The organism is Paracoccus solventivorans (assembly GCF_900142875.1).
GTDB lineage: Bacteria > Pseudomonadota > Alphaproteobacteria > Rhodobacterales > Rhodobacteraceae > Paracoccus > Paracoccus solventivorans.
Genome location: NZ_FRCK01000001.1, coordinates 608967 through 625848 on the forward strand (window position 1 = coordinate 608967; position 16882 = coordinate 625848).

Below are 16882 nucleotides of genomic sequence, written 5' to 3' on the forward strand. Positions count from 1 at the left end.
CCGCTCCGGCAGCGCCAAAAGCCCGACGCTCACCGCCTGCTGCCCGCTGCATCCGCCTCAGGCCGCCAGCTGCCGCGACAGGTCGATCATCCGCTGCACCGCGCGGCGCGCGGGCTCGGCCACCGCCGGGTCGACCTCGACCGCGCCGGTCATGGTGTGCAGCGACCACAGCACCTTTTCCAGGGTGATCATCTGCATATAGGGGCACATGTTGCACGGCCCCAGGAACTCGACCTCGGGCAGCGAATCCGAGATGTTCGAGGCCATCGAGCATTCCGTCACCAGCATCACCTGTTCCGGGCGCTCGCGTTCCACCCACGCCTGAATACCGCTGGTCGAGCCCGAGAAATCCGCCTCGGCCACCACGGCGGGCGGACATTCCGGGTGGGCGATGATCTTCAGCCCCGGGTGCCAGCTGCGGAAATCGCGCAGGTCCTGCGGGGTGAACTGCTCGTGCACGATGCAGGCGCCGTCCCACCAGACCACGCGCTTCTGCGGCACCTGCTTGGCCACGTTCTGCGCCAGCCATTTGTCGGGCGTCATGATGACGGTGCCGCCCTCCATCGCCGCCACGATCTGCGCGGCATTGGCCGAGGTGCAGCAGATGTCGGAGGCCGCCTTCACCTCGGCGGTGGTGTTGACGTAGCTGACCACCGGCGCCCCGGGGTAGCGGGCGCGCATTTCCGCGATGCCTTCGGCGGTGATGCTTTCGGCCAGCGAGCAGCCGGCGCCCATGTCGGGCATCAGCACGGTTTTCGCCGGATTGAGGATCTTGGAGGTCTCGGCCATGAAATGCACGCCGCATTGCACGATCACCTGCGCCTCGACCTCGGTCGCGCGGATGGCCAGTTGCAGGCTGTCGCCGACGAAATCGGCGATGCCGTGATAGATCTGCGGCGGCATGTAGTTATGCGCCAGCACCACCGCGTTGCGTTCGCGCTTCAGCCGGTTGATCGCGGCGACATAGGGGGCGTGGACCGCCCAGTCGAGCATGGTGACGACCCGGTCCATCCGCGCATGGGTGTCGGCCATCGCCCGGGCCAGCTCCATCGACGGGGCAAGGTCGTAATGGGCGCGCAGCTCGTCGCGCATCGCTGTCACATCCAGCACTTGGCCTCCTCCGGTCCATATGCGTGGTGCGTCTTGCCGCATCGCAGCAAATCGGCCATGGCCCGGGAACGTAGTCAGCCGCGTGCGCTGCTGCAACGGGAAAGTGACCAAAAAATCGTGGCGACCCGCGGGGATGGGCCGGGGCGGGCCCGAAAGCCCGGCCCTTGGCCTCGTGCGGCGCTACAGCCCCAGCCGCGCCAGTTCGGCCACCAGCTCGGCCACGCGCTCGGCATTGTCGCTGGCGGGGCGGCCGTCGCGGTTCAGGCGGTTGTTCTCGAACCCGATGCGGGCCTTGCCGCCCAGCCGCCGCGCCGCGACCAGGCAGTCGGTCTCGGCCGGGCCAAAGGCGCAGACCGCCCAGTCCACGCCGGGCAGCAGCTCCAGCAGCAGCCGCGCCGGCTCCTGCAGGTCGAGGGGCGACGACCGCTGCCCCTCGGCATAGCGGCCCAGCACGATCAGCGCCGCCAGCTCTTCGCGCGGGATCACGCCCGAGGCGACCAGCTCGGCCAGCCTGCGGATGTCGGCGACATCGTAAAGGATATGCTGCACATGGCAGCCCGCCTCGGCGCAGCCGGCAAAGAAGCGGCGGTTCAGATCGTCCTCTCCCCCCGCCATGATCTCGCGCAGCGCGATCGAGACGGCGGCGGGGCGCAGGGTCTCCACCAGCGCCCGCTGCTCGGCCGGGGTATACCGGCCTACGGCCTCGGTGGTGACCTGCACGTAAAGCCCGGGCGCTTTTGCGGCCAGTTCCGCCAGCAGCTCGGCGTAAAGCCCGGCGTCCAGCACGTGGCGCTGTTCGGCATCGCGGACATGGGCGTGCAGCCCGTCCGCGCCGGCCGCCTGCGCGTCCAGCGCCGCCTGCACCACCTGCGGGATCGTCACCGGCAGCGCGGGATGGTCGGCGGTGGTCCGCCGCGCCCCGTTCGGGGCCAGCATGATGCGGGGCAGCGCGGTCATGCCGCCTGCGCCCCGGCGATGGCGCCGTCGATGGCGCCGGCGAGCTTGTCGACCAGCTCGGCGATCTCGGCGTCCGAGATGATGAAGGGCGGCGCCAGCAGCACGTGGTCCCCCAGCCGCCCGTCGATGGTGCCGCCCATCGGATAGCAGATCAGCCCGGCGTCGAACGCCAGCGCCTTGATGCGCGCGTGCAGCCGCAGCGCGGGATCGAAGGGGCGCTTGGTGCCGCGATCCTCGACCAACTCGACGCCCCGGAACAGCCCGCGGCCGCGGATGTCACCGACATGGGGATGCTGGCCCAGCCGCTCGCGCAGGCTGCGGTCCAGCAGCTCGCCCTGCCGCCGCACAGCGGCCAGCAGGTCACGCTCCTCGATCTCGGACAGCACCGCATTGGCAGCGGCGGCGGCCATGGGATGACCCATATAGGTGTGGCCGTGCTGGAAGAAGCCGCTGCCCTGCGCGATGGCGTCGTAGATCGCGCCCGAGACCAGCAGCGCCCCGATGGGCTGGTAGCCCGCGCCCAGCCCCTTGGCGATGGTCAGCATGTCGGGCGCCACCCTGTCCTCGTCGCAGGCGAACAGATGGCCGGTGCGGCCCATGCCGCACATCACCTCGTCAAAGATCAGCAGCACGCCGTGGCGGTCGCAGATCTCGCGGATGCGCCGCAGATAGCCCGGCACAGCCGGCACCGCGCCCGAGGTCGCGCCGACCACGGGTTCGCAGATAAAGGCCATGACGCTGTCCGGCCCCAGTCGCTGCAGCTCGGTTTCCAGCTCGTCGGCGACGCGCCGGCCGTAAGCCTCAAGGCTCTCGCCCTCTTGCCGGTCGCGGTATTCGTAGCAGGGGGCGATGTGGCTGGTTTCCACCAGCAGCGGACCGAACTGCACCCGGCGCCATTCGTTGCCGCCGGCAGCCAGCGCGCCCAGCGTGTTGCCGTGATAGCTTTGCCGCCGTGCGATCACCCGGTGGCGCTGGCTCTGGCCGATTTCCACGAAATACTGCCGCGCCAGCTTGATCGCGGCCTCGACCGCCTCGGACCCGCCAGAGACGAGATACACCCGCTCCAGCCCCTCGGGCGCTTTCGCGATCAGCCGGTCGGCCAGGGTCTCGGCCGGTTCCGAGGTGAAGAAGCCGGTATGCGCATAGGCCAGCCGGTCCAGCTGCGCGTGCAGCGCCTGACGCAGGCGCTGGTTGGAGTGACCGAGGCACGACACCGCCGCGCCGCCAGAGCCATCCAGATAGCGCTTGCCACCCGCGTCGATCAGATAGCAGCCCTCCCCCGCCACCGCGACGGGCGGCGAGATTCGGGTCGAGCGACCGAAGATATGTCCTGTCATGTGCCTGTCCTGCGCAAGGCCGGCGCCATCGCCGGTTGGCCCAGCGATAGCACAAACGAACCAGCTTTGTCATTTTATATTACAGATGTATTATCGCCAGATCCGGGCAGCCGCCAAGGAAGGTCCAGCATGACACACCCACCCCAGACGCAGGCCACCGCCACCGCGCAGATTCGCCAGCAACTGGCCGAAATCGCGCTGACTGCGCCGCCAGCGCTGCGGCAACTGGCCTTGTGGTTGCAGGATAATCTGCCGCTGGTCGCCTTCAGCTCGGTGCGGCAGCTGGCCGACGCGGCAGGGGCCAGCCCGAACACGGTGATGCGGCTGGCGCAGGCGCTGGGGTTCGGCGGCTATGGCGAGCTGCGCGAATCGCTGCGGCTCGACCTGCGCAGCACCACCGACATCTATGCCGAGCGGACCCGCGAGCTTCGCCAGCACCCCGGCGCCGCGCTGTGGGATCTCGCCGCGCGCGCCGATCTGGACAATATCGCCGCGCTTTACCAGCCGCAGGCGGTCGAGGTGCTGGACCGCTGCGCCACGCGGCTGCTGGCGGCGCGCTGCGTTCATACGGTCGGCGCGCGCAGCTGTTTCGGCATCGCGCATCACTTCGCCTATCTGGGCGGCATTGCCTTTGGCAATTTCAGCCCGCCGCCGTCGCTGCCGGGGATGCTGGTCGACCAGATGGCCACCGCCGCGGCCGACGACGTGGTGGTCGCCATCGCCTATGAGCATTATTCGTCCGAGGTGGTGCTGGCCTGCGACATCGCCCGCGACCGCGGCGTGCCCTTCATCGCGCTGACCGACAGGCCGTCCTCGCCCATCGCCCGCGGCGCGGCCGAGGCGCTGTTCCTGCCGATGGACGGGCCGCATATCATGCCCTCACTGACCGCGGCGCTGTCGGCGCTGGAGGCGCTGCTGGCGGTGATGGCGTCCCGCTCGCCCGAGGCGGCGCGGCGGGTGGCCGAGCATGAGCGCCGGGTCCGCGATTTCGGCGGCTACATCCCCTCGCGCGGCCCCGGCAGCGCCCCCGCGCGGTGACGGACCCGGCCGGGCCGGGTCCACCGCAGGCCGGTCAGCTGACCAGCGCCCGCCGGTTCTGCAGGTGGCGGGTCGCCATCTTGCGCCCCATCCGCCCCGATGCCAGCACCCGCGCCGGCACCGGCGCCGCGCCGCTGCGCAGCTGCGGGAACAGCGTCAGGATCTCCTCCAGCGCCGCCGGGCCGACCGAGTTCAGCGCCACGTCGCCGGTGAACAGCGATTCCGTTTCCGCACCGTTCGAGAACACGATCTGGTGGTCGTCGAACAGGAAGTGGACATAGGTCACGCCGTCCAGATCCTCGGCAATGTCGATCCCGCCCAGCTGGCACAGCTGCTTGGCGGCGACCAGGACCTCATCGGTGCCGAACATCTTCTGCGCGATGCGCGAGCGCACCAGCACCCGGTGCTGCGGCGACACCACCAGATCGGTCGAGGGCAGCCCGTCCCCCAGCGCGCCCGCGCGGATGCGGATCGGGCGCAGCCGCGGGTTCGCGGCCAGCTGCGCGGCATCCAGGCGGCTACTGCCGATCCAGCGGATCGGTTGCAGCCCGGCGTCGCGGGTGCGCACCAGATCGCCCACCGCCAGCCTGCCGGCAGCGACCGGGCCGCGGTCGGTCTCGATCAGCGCGTCGGCGCCGAAGCAGACCACCCGCGTGGTCTCATGGGTCAGCGCCTCGCCACCCACCGCCGCGCCGCCGTTCTGGATGGTCAGGGTGAAATCCTGTCCGAAACCATTGGCAGAGTTGATGTCGTTCAGGATCCCATCCGCCTGGTCGGCGCGCATCCACTGCAGTGGGGTGCGGTAGGGCTGTTCGCCCGCGGCCTCGCGCTGCGCGTTGATAATGGCGAGGTTGTCGTGGTTGTAGTAGCCCGACAGGTCCACGACATCGTTGTTGGCATCGTTGCCGTCGTCATAGGCCGCAGGGTCGATCCCGGCATTGAAATCGGTGATCAGGTCGCCGCTGCCGCCGACGAAGGTATCGAACCCCTCGCCCCCGGTCAGCGTGTCGGCCCCGGCCCCACCATCCAGCGAATCGTTGCCCTTGCCACCATCCAGCCTGTCGTTGCCCTCATCGCCGAACAGCCGGTCGTCGCCGTCCCCCCCGCGCAGGGTGTCGTCGTCCTTTCCGCCGCGAAGCTCATCGTTTCCGGCCCCGCCCTCCAGCAGGTCGTTGCCGCCATCGCCCCGCAGCGTGTCGTTGCCGTCGCCGCCATAGAGGCTGTCGTTGCCCTCGCCGCCATGGATCTGGTCGTTGCCGGCATCGCCATACAGCTTGTCGTTGCCCGCCTCGCCATGGATGACGTCGTTGCCCTCGCCGCCCTCGACGGTATCGTCACCGGCCCCGGCATAGACGGTGTCATTGCCGCGCCCGGCGCGGATATGGTCCATGTTGCCGCTATGGCCGGGCAGGATCGCATCGCCGCGATCCACGCGGTCGCCGTCCTTGTCGACATAATTCGCGTCGATCCGGTCATTGCCATCGGTGCCGTCGACATAGCCGTCGCGGAACGGCAGGGGGACGCGGCTGTTGTCGATGCTGGCGAATGCGCTTTCGGTATAGTTCGAGCTGCCCGACGGCATTTTCATGCTGACGATCAGGTATTTGGTCAGCTCGCGTTCGCCGAACCCTGCCCCTTGGGCCACCGGCGGCAACACGAAAGTGTTACCCTCCACATCCTGCACGATCCGAACCGTGGCGGTGATGGTCCGCGTCGAACCGTCGTCCAGCCTCTGCGTCACCTGGACGTTCGAGACGATGACCCCCGAGTCCGCCTTGAGCTGATATTCGACCCCGTTCAGCTTGTAGGAAAGATAGTCGTTCGTGCCATGATGATCGAACTGGACGCCGGAGCCACCACCGACATCATGCAACGTCATCTGAAGGCTGTTGGCAAACAGCGGGTCGCCTGCCGCGCCGAAAGTCTGGTTCCTCAGCACCCCGTCCGCATTTTCGGCAGAGTAATTGCGCTCGTTCGTGTCCATATCCGACAGCTTGCCGAGATAGAGCACGGTATAGGTATTCACAGCCATCTGAAAACTCCTCGGCCCCAAGAACGATGGGCAGAGGTCCTGCGACACGGGCTGACGAGAACAGGCTGCATCGCCCGCCGGAACCGCGGGTCGAGGGGACATTCTGGATACAGACTGCAACCGGCGTCAGACGGCGAATCGATGGGACATACCCTTGCCGCCACCATGCCCATGAACGAAAGATACCGTCAATCTGAAAAAATAAATCAGGATTAATCAGAATGATACTGATGATCTGTTGCTAGACAAACATCCTGAAACCACCGATTGGCGCGGGGATTTCACTTGTGGCAGGATGGCGTGACAGCGGCGGGCGCCGCGCGGATCACAACCGGGGGATGATCATGGCGCAGGTGAAACGGCAGGGGCGGCGCGCGGCGCGGGCGGCATTCGGGATCGCGCTGGCGCTGCTGGCGCTGGCACCCGCGGCGCAGGCCCAGACCCGCCCCGAAGATGTGGTGCCCCAGGCCCGGGTGGTGCTGCAAAGCGATCTCGACCTGCCGGGCAACGACCTGTCGATGATCCGCCAGCTGGGGCAGGACGCCTGCGTCGCGGCTTGTCTCGCGACCGACGCCTGCCGGGCCCTGACCTGGAACGCACGGGCACGGGCCTGTTTTCTCAAGACCGGCGCCGGGGCGGGGGCACCCTATGTCGGCGCCCATTCCGGGATCGTGACAGAGACCGCGCCCGAGGTGATCGCCCTTGCCGCGGCGCGGCTGGCGGCCTCGGGCTGGGTCAGCGACAGCGACCGGCGCGAGCTGGCCGAACAGGCGCGGCGCCTCTCGGGCAACTGGCCGGGCGACGGCAGCGATGCCGCGGGGCTGCGCCAGCACGCGCAGGACGCGACGACGCCCGAGGACCGGGTGCACTGGCTGGGCGCGCTGGCCGCGTTGACCGACACGGCGCCGGACTGGGCGGCGCTGGCCGCGGCGCTGGATGAGGCCGCGGGCGCCCCCGACGGCCCCCGCGACGACCGGATGCGGCGGCAGGCGGCTCTGGCCGCGCTCAACTCCTGGCTGCGCGACCCCGGCCCCGGCAGCGCGATGCTGCAGCTGTGGTCGCGGCTGGCCGAGGAAAGCGGGCGCGGCCGCGACGCGCTGGCCGCGATCCGGCAGGCGGCTGCGGCCGAGCCCGGCAACCCCGAGCTTGCCGCCCGCCTGGAAGAGCTCGAGGCGCGCCACGGCTTCCGCGTCGCCGACAGCCGCGCCGACAGCGACGGCCCGGAACCGCGCGTCTGCGTCGGGTTTTCCGAACCCGTGGCCTCGGGCGTGGACATGCGGCCCTTTGTGCAGCTGCCCGACCCGGCGCTGGGGGTCGAGGCGCAGGGGTATGAGATCTGCATCACCGGCGCCCCGCGCGGGCAGGCGCTGCGCTTTGCCTTGCGCGCCGGGCTGCCGGCCGAAAACGGCGACACGCTGCGCCGCACGGTGGAACAGTCGGTCTATGTCCGCGACCGCGCGCCCTTGGTGCGGTTTTCCGGCCGCGCCTATGTGCTGCCCGCGACCGGCGATCAGGGGCTGACCCTGAACACCGTCAACACCGACGCGGCCGAGCTGGTGCTTTATCGCATGTCGGACCGCAACCTTGTCGCGGCGCTGCGCGACAACCTGTTCGCCGCGCCGCTGGAGGACTGGCAGATCGGCCGGTTCGAGGACCGGATCGGCGACGAGATCTGGCGCGGCCAGCTGGACGTGGCCCCGCCCGAGGGCGGCGGCGAGCATCCCCTGAACGCCGAGGTCGCCTCGCGCATCGACCTGCGGCAGGCGGGGCTGACGCTTGCGCCCGGCGTCTATGTGCTGAACGCGACCGTGCCGGGGCAGTCGACCGACCGCAGCCCGCGCGCCTCGCAATGGTTCATGATTTCGGATCTGGGGCTCAGCGCGTTTCAGGGCGCGGACGGGCTGACCGTGGCGGTGCGGGGTTTGGGCGACGCGAGCGCACGCGCGGGGGTGGAACTGCAGCTGGTCTCGCGCGGGAACGCGGTGCTGGGCCGGGCGGTGACGGACGGGGACGGGATCGCGCATTTCGACGCCGGGCTGGTGCGCGGCACCGGTGCCTCTGCCCCCGGCATCGTGACCGCGACGGCAAGCGATGGTGAGCGGATCACCGACCTGGCCTTCCTGTCGCTGATCGACCCGGAATTCGACCTGTCCGACCGCGGGGTCGAGGGTGCGCCCCCTGCCCCGCCGATCGACCTGTTCCTGGCGCTGGACCGCGGCGCCTATCGCGCCGGAGAGGTTGCCCATGCAACGATCCTGGCCCGCGACGGCCGCGCGCAGGCGCTGGACGCCCTGCCGCTGAACGCCCGCGTGATCCGCCCCGATGGCGTCGAGCACGCGCGGCTGGTGCCGCAGCCGGCGGGCGCGGGCGGCGCGGTGCTGGATTTCCCGATCCCCGGCAACGCCCCGCGCGGCGCCTGGCGCATCGACCTGCGGGTGGAAGAGGACGGCCCCGCGCTGGCCTCGGCCCGGCTGCTGGTCGAGGATTTCCGCCCCGAGCGCATCGACTTTGCCCTGACCCTGCCCGAGGGCGCGCTGCCCGCCGCCGCACCGGTTCAGGTCGCCTTTGACGCGCGCTGGCTGTTCGGCGCCCCCGCGGCCGACCTGCCGGTGGACGGCGAGCTGCGCCTGATCCCCGCCAGCAGCCTGCCGGGCTGGGACGGCTATGTGTTCGGCCGCCACGACGATGCCTCGGACCCGGATGTGGTGGCGATGCCCTCGGGCCAGACCGATGCCGCCGGGCATTTCGCCGCCAGCGCCGAGTTGCCGCCCGCCCTGCAGGCCGCCGCCCGCCCGTGGCAGGCGACGCTGGCGATGTCGGTGCGCGAAGGCGCCGGCCGCCCGGTCGAGCGCCGCGTGACCCGCACCATCGCCCCCGCCCGCACCGCCATCGGCCTGCGCCCCGATTTCGAGGGCGGCAGCGTTGCCGAGGGATCCGACGCCGGCTTCCGCATCGTCGCGCTGGGTGCCGACCTGCAACCCGCCGCCGCGACGGTGGACTGGGTGCTGAACCGGGTGCAGACCGATTACCAGTGGTTCGCCCTTGACGGCGAATGGAGCTGGGAGCCGGTGACCCGCCGCAGCCGCGTCTCCTCGGGCCAGCTGGAGCTTGCCGCCGACGGCCCCGCGCCGCTGGCGGTGCCGGTGGACTGGGGCAGCTACGAGCTGGTGGTGGCCGCGGCGGACGGCGCGGAAAGCTCCCTCACCTTCGACGCGGGCTGGGGGGCGGCGTCCTCGGGCAGCGATACCCCCGACCGGATGCGGGTGACGCTGGACCGCCCCGCCTATCGCCCCGGCGACACCGCCACCCTGACGATGGAGGCCGCGGCCGACGGGGTGGCGCTGGTCTCGGTCATGTCGAACCGGCTGATCTCGCTGCAATCGGTGCCGGTCACGGCCGGGCGCAACACGGTCGAACTGCCGGTGACCGACGACTGGGACGCCGGCGTCTATGTCGCCGCCAGCGCCATACGGCCGCTGGACGCGCAGGCCGGCCACGCGCCGGTGCGCACGCTGGGGATCGCGCCTGCCGCCGTCGATCCCGGCGACCGGGTGCTGTCCGCGACGCTGACCGCACCCGAATCCACCGACCCGCGCGGCGCGGCGCAGGTGACACTGGCGGTCGAGGGCGCGCAGCCGGGGCAGAGCGTCCACGCCACCATCTGGGCCGTCGATCAGGGCATCCTGAACCTGACCGGCTATCAGCCGCCCTCGGCCACCGACCATTACTTCGGCCAGCGCCGGCTGGGCGTGGGGCTGCGCGATCTTTACGGGCGGCTGATCCTGCCCTCGGGCGCGGCCGACGGGGCGCTGCGCACGGGCGGCGATGCGGGCGCCGCGCAGACGCAGGCGCCTCCGCCCACGGAAAAGCTGATGGCGTGGTTTTCCGGCCCGCTGACGCTGGACGATCAGGGCCGCGCCACGGTCGAGGTACCGCTGCCCGATTTCAACGGCGAGGTGCGGGTGATGGCGCTGGCGTGGACGGACACCGCGCTGGGGCAGGCCGACACCACCATGCTGGTGCGCGACCCGGTGGTGATGGTGGCGACCGTCCCCGCATTCCTCGCCCCCGGCGACCGGGCGCAGGCCGAACTGCGCCTGACCCACGCCACCGGCCCTGCCGGCACCGTGCGGCTGGCGCTGGAAAACATCGCCGAGGCCGAGGCCGACGACGCGGTGGCGCTGACCACCGACATCGCGGCTGAAACCGCACTGGCCGAGGGCCAGTCCGTGACCCTGCCGCTGTCGCTGTCGGCCCCCGACGAGCAGGGGCTGGCGCAGCTGCGGCTGACCGCGGAACTGCCCGACGGACGCCAGGTCACCAAGGACCTGTCGATCCCGGTCGAGCGGCTGGACCCGCCCGTCACCCGCGCCCTGCGGCTGACGCTGGCGCCGGGGCAGGAACAGGCGCTCGACCTGTCCTCCCTGGGCAATTTCCGCCCCGGCACCGGGCGGCTGATGCTGTCCAGCGGCGCCTTTGCCGCGCTGGACGTGCCGGCGGCGATCGCGCAGCTGTCGAACTGGGCCTATGGGTGCAGCGAACAGCTCGCCTCGGCCGCGATCCCGCTGATCCACGCGCAGAGCTTGGCCCCCGAGGGCGCGCCCCCGCGCACGGGCGACCGCGAAGCGGTGGACAAGGCCATCGCCCAGATCCTCACCCGCCAGACGCCCGAGGGCGGTTTCGGCCTGTGGAGCGCGGACTCCGGCGACCGCTGGCTGGACGCCTATATCGCCGACTTCCTGTCCCGCGCGCGCGAGGCCGGGTTCGCGGTCCCCGATCAGGCGTTCCGCAATGCGCTGTCCGCCCTGCAGAACGGGCTGAATGCCGCCGCCGATCCGCAATATGCCGATGCCGACGAAAACGCCGCCACGGCCTATGCCGCCTATGTGCTGGCGCGCGAACGCGCCGCGGTGGTCAGCGATCTGCGCTATTACGCCGACACCGGGGCCGAGGGTTTCGCCACCCCCATGGCCGCCGCCCAGCTGGGCGCGGCGCTGGCGGCAGTCGGGGACCAGAGCCGCGCGGACATGATGTTCCGCCGCGCGCAGGCGCTTGCCACCGAAGGCAAGGAGCCCAGCAGCGGGTTCCGCGGCGACTATGGCACCATCCTGCGCGACCGCGCCGCGATGCTGGCGCTGGCCGCCGAATCCGGCAGCCAGGCGGTGGACCGCGAAGGGACGGTGGCCGCGATCTCGGCCGGGCTGGACGCGCGCGGCGGCTGGCTGTCCACGCAAGAGGCCGCGTGGATCGTGCTGGCCGGGCAGGCGCTGTCCACCGGCCCGGGCGCGGGCGGCGGGCTGGCGCTGAACGGCGCGGCGCTGTCGGCCCCCACCGCCGATCTGGGCGACGCGGGCGCAGTCCCCGCGACCACGCTGCGCAACGATAGCGCGGCGGCGCTGCCGGTCACGCTCAGCGCCACCGCGGTGCCGGTCGAGCCGTTGCAGGCCGGCGGCACCGCATTCGCCGTCACCCGCAGCTATTACACCCCGGACGGGGAACCCGCCGACCCCGCGCAGGTCGCGCTGGGAACGCGGCTGGTGGCGGTGATCGAGATCCGGCCGTTCGACGTCGCGGGCGGGCGGCTGATCCTGACCGACCCGCTGCCCGCGGGGTTCGAGATCGACAACCCCAACCTGATCTCGCAGGGCGAACTCACCGGGCTCGACTGGCTGGAGCTGACCGACTGGACCGACATGGTCGAGTTCCGGCAGGACCGTTTCGCCGCCGCCGTCACCAGCAATGGCGACCAGCCGATCCGGCTGGCCTACCGGCTGCGGGCGGTGACGGCGGGCGAGTTCGCGCATCCGGCGGCGGTGGTCTCGGACATGTATCGCCCGGATCGCCGGGGCTGGACCGACAGTGGCCGGACCGCGATCACGCCCTGACGGCCACGCGCCGCTGGACCGGCGCATGGGACGGCGGCTGCTGGCGCTGGCGCTGGCGGCCGGGCTGCTGGCGCATGGCGCCGACCGGGCGCGCGCCGCCTGGGACCGCTGGATCAACGCGACCGAACTGCCCGCCCTGACCGTCCCGGTCGGGACCGAGGTGCTGGCCCGCGACGGCACCCTGCTGCGCGCATTCCCGGTCGGCGACGGGCTGTGGCGGCTGGCGCCACCGCAGTCGGGGGTGGACCCGCGCTTCCTGTCGATGCTGGTCGGGTGGGAGGACCGGCGCTTCTACAGCCACGACGGCGTGGACCGCCGCGCGATCCTGCGCGCCGCGTGGCAGACGCTGCGGCACGGGCGGGTGGTCTCGGGCGCCTCGACGCTGTCGATGCAGACCGCGCGGCTGCTGGAACGCGGCCCCACCGGCGACTGGCGCGCCAAGCTGCGGCAGGCCCGCGTCGCGCTGGCGCTGGAACGGCGGCTGGGCAAGGAGCGCATCCTCGACCTCTATCTGCGGCTCGCGCCCTATGGCGGCAATACCGAAGGGGTGCGCGCCGCCAGCCTGATGTGGTTCGGCAAGGAACCGCGCCGCCTGACCCCCGCGGAATCGGCCCTGCTGGTGGCGCTGCCGCAGGCGCCGGAATCGCGCCGCCCCGATCTGCCCGCGGCCCGCCCGGCGGCGCTGGCCGCCCGCAACCGGGTCATCGACCGCGCCCACGCGCTGGGGATCATTGACGCCGAGGCGACGACGACCGCTCGTGCCGCCCCCCTGCCCGACCGCCGCCGCGCCTTTCCGGCCCGCGCCGCGCTGCTGGCCGACCGGCTGCGCCGTGAAAACCCCGGCGCGCCGCGGATCGAGACCACCATCGACGCCCGCCTGCAGGCCGCCGCCGAACGGCTGGCCGCCCGTGCCGTGGCGGGACAGGCGGCGCAGGTCTCGGCCGCGATCCTGCTGGCCGACCACCGCAGCGGCGAGATCCTGGCCGAGGTCGGGGCGGCGCAATTCGCCGACAGCGCCTCGGGCGGGTTCGTGGACATGACGCGGGCGCTGCGCTCTCCCGGCTCGACGCTGAAGCCGCTGGTCTATGCGCTGGGGATGGACGAGGGGCTCATCCACCCCGAGACGCTGATCGAGGACCGGCCCGCCGCCTTCGGCCGCTGGCAGCCGCAGAACTTCGACAACCGGTTTCGCGGCACGGTGACGGTGCGGCAGGCGCTGGTGGAATCGCTGAACATCCCGGTGGTGCGGCTGGCCGAGGCGCTGGGGCCCGCGCGGATCATGGCCAGCCTGCGGCAGGCGGGGATGGCGCTTTCGCAGCAGGGCGACCAGCCGGGGCTGGCGGTGGTGCTGGGCGGTGCCGGCGTCAGCCTGCGCGACCTGGTGCAGGGCTACGGCGCGCTGGCCCGCGGCGGCCGGGCGCTGCGGCTGCACGACCGGCCGGAGTCGGGGGCCGAGGCCGCAGCGGCGCCGGTGTTCGGCCGGGCGGCGGCGTGGCAGGTGGCCCATGTGCTGGCCGGGATCGCGCCCCCCGGCGGGCGTGCCGCCGGCCGCGTCGCCTACAAGACCGGGACCAGCTACGGGCACCGCGATGCCTTGGCGGTGGGGTTCGACGGCGGTTTCGTCGCCGGCGTCTGGATGGGCCGCCCCGACGGCACCCCGGTGCCGGGCGCTTTCGGCGGCGAATATGCGGCGCCAGTGCTGTTCGACCTGTTCGATGCGCTGGGGCCGCGGGCGGTGGCGCTACCGCCGCCGCCCCCTTCGGCGCTGACGGTCCCCAACGCCGCGCTGCCGCGGCCGCTGCGCCGCTTTGCCCCCCGCGGCGCCCTGCAGGCCCCCGGCCCCGGCCAGCGCCCCCCCGAGGCGCTGAGCGTGCAGTTCCCCCCCGACGGCGCGGTGGTGGAACTCTCTGGCCCTGCGCTGACCGTGCGCGCCCGCGGCGGCACGCCCCCCTACAGCTGGCTGCTGAACGGGGCGCCGGTCGCGGTCGGGCAGCCGCTGCCGGTGGCCGAGCTGCCCGCCGAGCCGGGGTTTTCCGCGCTGGCCGTCATCGACGCCGAGGGACGATCCGCCCGCGCCGGGTTCCGCGCGCTGCCGCCGGCTGAATGAACCCCGCCCCTGCCCCGGCGTTGGTTCCCGGCGGCGCTGTCGAAAGAGGGTATTTGAACCAGAAAGAAGAAACTGCCGCCCCCGGCCGGGAAATGGGTTAGACTGGGGCGAAGTCGCCTGTCCGCCTGCATCGGAGGCCGTCATGGGGGAATCACGCACATCGTTTTCGTCCACCGGCCCGGCCATCCCGGCCGGCCGCCACGGGCGGTATGTGGCGCGGGTGGGGTTCGAGATTTCCCGGATCGACGATCCCGCGCTGGAGGTGCGCGAGCGGGAACTGGCGGTCTCGGCCTTTCATGTGCTGCTTGAATTCGACTGCCCCGGGCGCGAGGCGCGCGGCACCGTGGTGCTGCCGCCGCCGCTGTCCGGTGTCGTGTCCCGGATCATGCGCGAGACGGTGCTGGCGCTGCTGCCCCGGTACCGGGTGCTGGTGCCGGACTGGATCAACCCCCGCTTCATTCCCCTGCGCGAGGGCAGTTTCGGGCTGGACGCCAATATCGCCGCGATCATCGGGGCGCTGCGTGCGGCGGGGCCGGGGGCGGGGCTGGTGGCGCTGTGCCAGTCCGGCGCGCCCTCGCTGGCCGCCGCCGCGGTGATGGCGGCGCAGGGCGATCCGGCCGCCCCGGCGGCGCTGGCGCTGCTGGGCAGCCCGATCGACCCCAGGGCGAACCCCACCAGCCTGTCGCGGCATCTGGCGGGCTCGCGCCCCTATCACCTGCAAAGCCTGGCGATCACTCCGGTGCGCCACGGCTATCCGGGGGTGGGGCGGCTGGTCTATTCCGCCGATACGCAGGAATCGGTCCATGCCACGGCACGATTCCGCCGCGCCTTCATGCCCGGCTGGCTCAGCTGGACGCCGTTTCCCGACATGGGAGAGATCGACCGGCAGGTGCCGCTGTCGGACCTGTGCAGCATCATGGTCGATGTCGATGCGCGGCATTTCCTGGAAAACATCGACGCGGTGTTCCGCCGCCGGGCGCTGGTCACCGGCGGGCTGATCCACGACGGGATCACGGTGGACCCCGGCGCGATCCGCGACTGCGCGCTGCTGACGGTCGAGGGGATGGAGGACCGTATCATCGCCCCCGGCCAGACCGCCGCCGCCCATGCGCTGTGCCCCCGGCTGCCCCCCGAGCGCCACCTGGCGCTGCGGATCGAGGGCTGCAACCACCTGGCGCTGTTCGGAGGCGAGGCGTTCCAGACCGGCGTCGCCCCCGCGATCATCGCCTGGCTGGACCGCTGGCTGGGGTAAGGGGTGCGCCCATCCTCGCCCTTTCCGGCGCAGCTGCGGATTTTTCAGATCCGCCCGATCCGGGGTTCGGCGCAGGTTGAACGGCGCCGAGGCATCACGCACTTCCGGATGATCCTCGGGAAAGCTGAGCCTCGAGACATGGGCCTCGGGCGGCTTCCTTGCCTTTCGGTGGCGAGGCGCCGGATCTCGCCGGGCGTCTTGCCGTCCAGCCGGTTGATCTCCGTCCCGGCGCATTGGAACGCCTGACAGGCCTCGGTGGCTTCACGGATGCGGTGTGGTTCAGGTGGCAACGTGTATGACATCACTTCCGCCGTCCCCCGACAGGGCAGCGGGTCGCGCGCGGGCGTCAGGCGAACTTCAGGGTGATGCCGCCATCGACCACCAGCTCGATCCCCGTGATGTAGCGCGCCTCGTCCGAGGCCAGGAACAGCGTTGCATTCGCCACGTCCCAGGCATCGCCCATGTGCCCCATCGGCACCTGCGCATCGCGCTTGCGCCACATCGCTTCGATGTCGCCGGCGCCATAGTCCTGCGCCAGCGCGCCCGAATTTTCCACCATCGGAGTGCGCATCAGCCCCGGCAGCACCGCATTGATGCGGATGCCGCGGGCGGCATATTCCACCGCGGTGGTGCGGGTCAGGTGGTTCATCGCCGCCTTGGTGGAATAATACCCTGCATAGGCCACCCCCGACCAGCGCAGCGACGCCACCGACGAGATGTTGACGATGGCCCCCCGCCCCTGTGCCAGCATCTGCGGAATGACGTGTTTCATCCCCAGGAAGCAGGTCTTGAGGTTGATGTCGAAGGCGCGGTCCCAGTCCTCGACCGACAGCTCGACCACGCCGCCCACCGGGGCGATGCCGATGTTGTTCACCAGGATGTCGATGCTGCCGAAACGGTCCACGCAGGCGTCGCGCACCGCTGCCACCTGATCCGAGCTGGTGGCATCGGCGACATGGGCCACTGCCGTGCCGCCCTCGGCCGCGATCAGCGCGGCGGTTTCCTCAGCCGCGGCGGGGTCGCGGTCCACGCACATCACCTGCGCGCCCTGCCGCGCCAGGGTCACGGCGATGGCCTTGCCATTGCCCCAGCCCGGCCCGATCGAGCCCGCCCCCATCACCAGTGCGGTCCTGTCCTGCACACGTCCGTTCATCGCGGCGCTCC

The 16882-nt window shown here is 71.6% G+C and carries 9 protein-coding genes; 4 read left to right on the top strand and 5 right to left on the bottom strand.

Annotation, left to right across the window (positions count from 1 at the left end; all coding sequences use genetic code 11):
- Positions 1 to 57: 57 nt before the first annotated feature.
- The 3 genes from nadA to BUB57_RS03060 all read right to left on the bottom strand — a co-directional run bounded on the left by nadA (position 58) and on the right by BUB57_RS03060 (position 3404).
- Complete coding sequence (gene nadA, locus BUB57_RS03050) at positions 58 to 1110, bottom strand: quinolinate synthase NadA (RefSeq protein WP_073061792.1); 1053 nt, start codon at positions 1108 to 1110, stop codon at positions 58 to 60.
- A 180-nt stretch (positions 1111 to 1290) separates the two neighbouring features.
- Complete coding sequence (locus BUB57_RS03055; RefSeq protein ID WP_073061795.1) at positions 1291 to 2067, bottom strand: beta-keto acid cleavage family enzyme; 777 nt, start codon at positions 2065 to 2067, stop codon at positions 1291 to 1293.
- On the bottom strand, positions 2064 to 3404 hold the full coding sequence (locus BUB57_RS03060; protein ID WP_073061798.1) for an aspartate aminotransferase family protein: 1341 nt from the start codon (positions 3402 to 3404) through the stop codon (positions 2064 to 2066). Before BUB57_RS03060 ends, BUB57_RS03055 begins: the two co-directional genes overlap by 4 nt.
- A gap of 129 nt (positions 3405 to 3533) precedes the next feature.
- Between BUB57_RS03060 and BUB57_RS03065 the strand changes: the two genes are divergently transcribed.
- A complete protein-coding gene (locus tag BUB57_RS03065) occupies positions 3534 to 4442 on the top strand; it encodes a MurR/RpiR family transcriptional regulator (RefSeq protein WP_073061801.1) in 909 nt (302 codons plus the stop codon).
- A 34-nt stretch (positions 4443 to 4476) separates the two neighbouring features.
- Here BUB57_RS03065 and BUB57_RS17285 read toward each other — a convergent pair whose 3' ends face one another.
- Positions 4477 to 6474, bottom strand: coding sequence for a Hint domain-containing protein (locus BUB57_RS17285; protein WP_073061803.1), 1998 nt, complete (start codon positions 6472 to 6474; stop codon positions 4477 to 4479).
- A gap of 344 nt (positions 6475 to 6818) precedes the next feature.
- Here BUB57_RS17285 and BUB57_RS03075 point away from each other — a divergent pair, with 344 nt between their 5' ends.
- The 3 genes from BUB57_RS03075 to BUB57_RS03085 all read left to right on the top strand — a co-directional run bounded on the left by BUB57_RS03075 (position 6819) and on the right by BUB57_RS03085 (position 15718).
- Positions 6819 to 12359 carry an alpha-2-macroglobulin family protein gene (locus tag BUB57_RS03075; protein ID WP_073062108.1) on the top strand — a complete coding sequence of 1847 codons (5541 nt, stop codon included), beginning with the start codon at positions 6819 to 6821 and terminating at the stop codon, positions 12357 to 12359.
- 25 nt (positions 12360 to 12384) lie between these two features.
- Positions 12385 to 14466 carry a penicillin-binding protein 1C gene (pbpC, locus tag BUB57_RS03080; protein WP_073061806.1) on the top strand — a complete coding sequence of 694 codons (2082 nt, stop codon included), beginning with the start codon at positions 12385 to 12387 and terminating at the stop codon, positions 14464 to 14466.
- Between the two features lie 142 nt (positions 14467 to 14608).
- Positions 14609 to 15718, top strand: a complete 1110-nt coding sequence (locus tag BUB57_RS03085) for a polyhydroxyalkanoate depolymerase (RefSeq protein WP_073061808.1) — start codon at positions 14609 to 14611, stop codon at positions 15716 to 15718.
- A 346-nt stretch (positions 15719 to 16064) separates the two neighbouring features.
- Here the strand turns inward: BUB57_RS03085 and BUB57_RS03090 are convergent, their stop codons facing one another.
- Positions 16065 to 16871, bottom strand: coding sequence for an SDR family NAD(P)-dependent oxidoreductase (locus tag BUB57_RS03090; protein ID WP_073061811.1), 807 nt, complete (start codon positions 16869 to 16871; stop codon positions 16065 to 16067).
- Between the last annotated feature and the right edge of the window lie 11 nt (positions 16872 to 16882).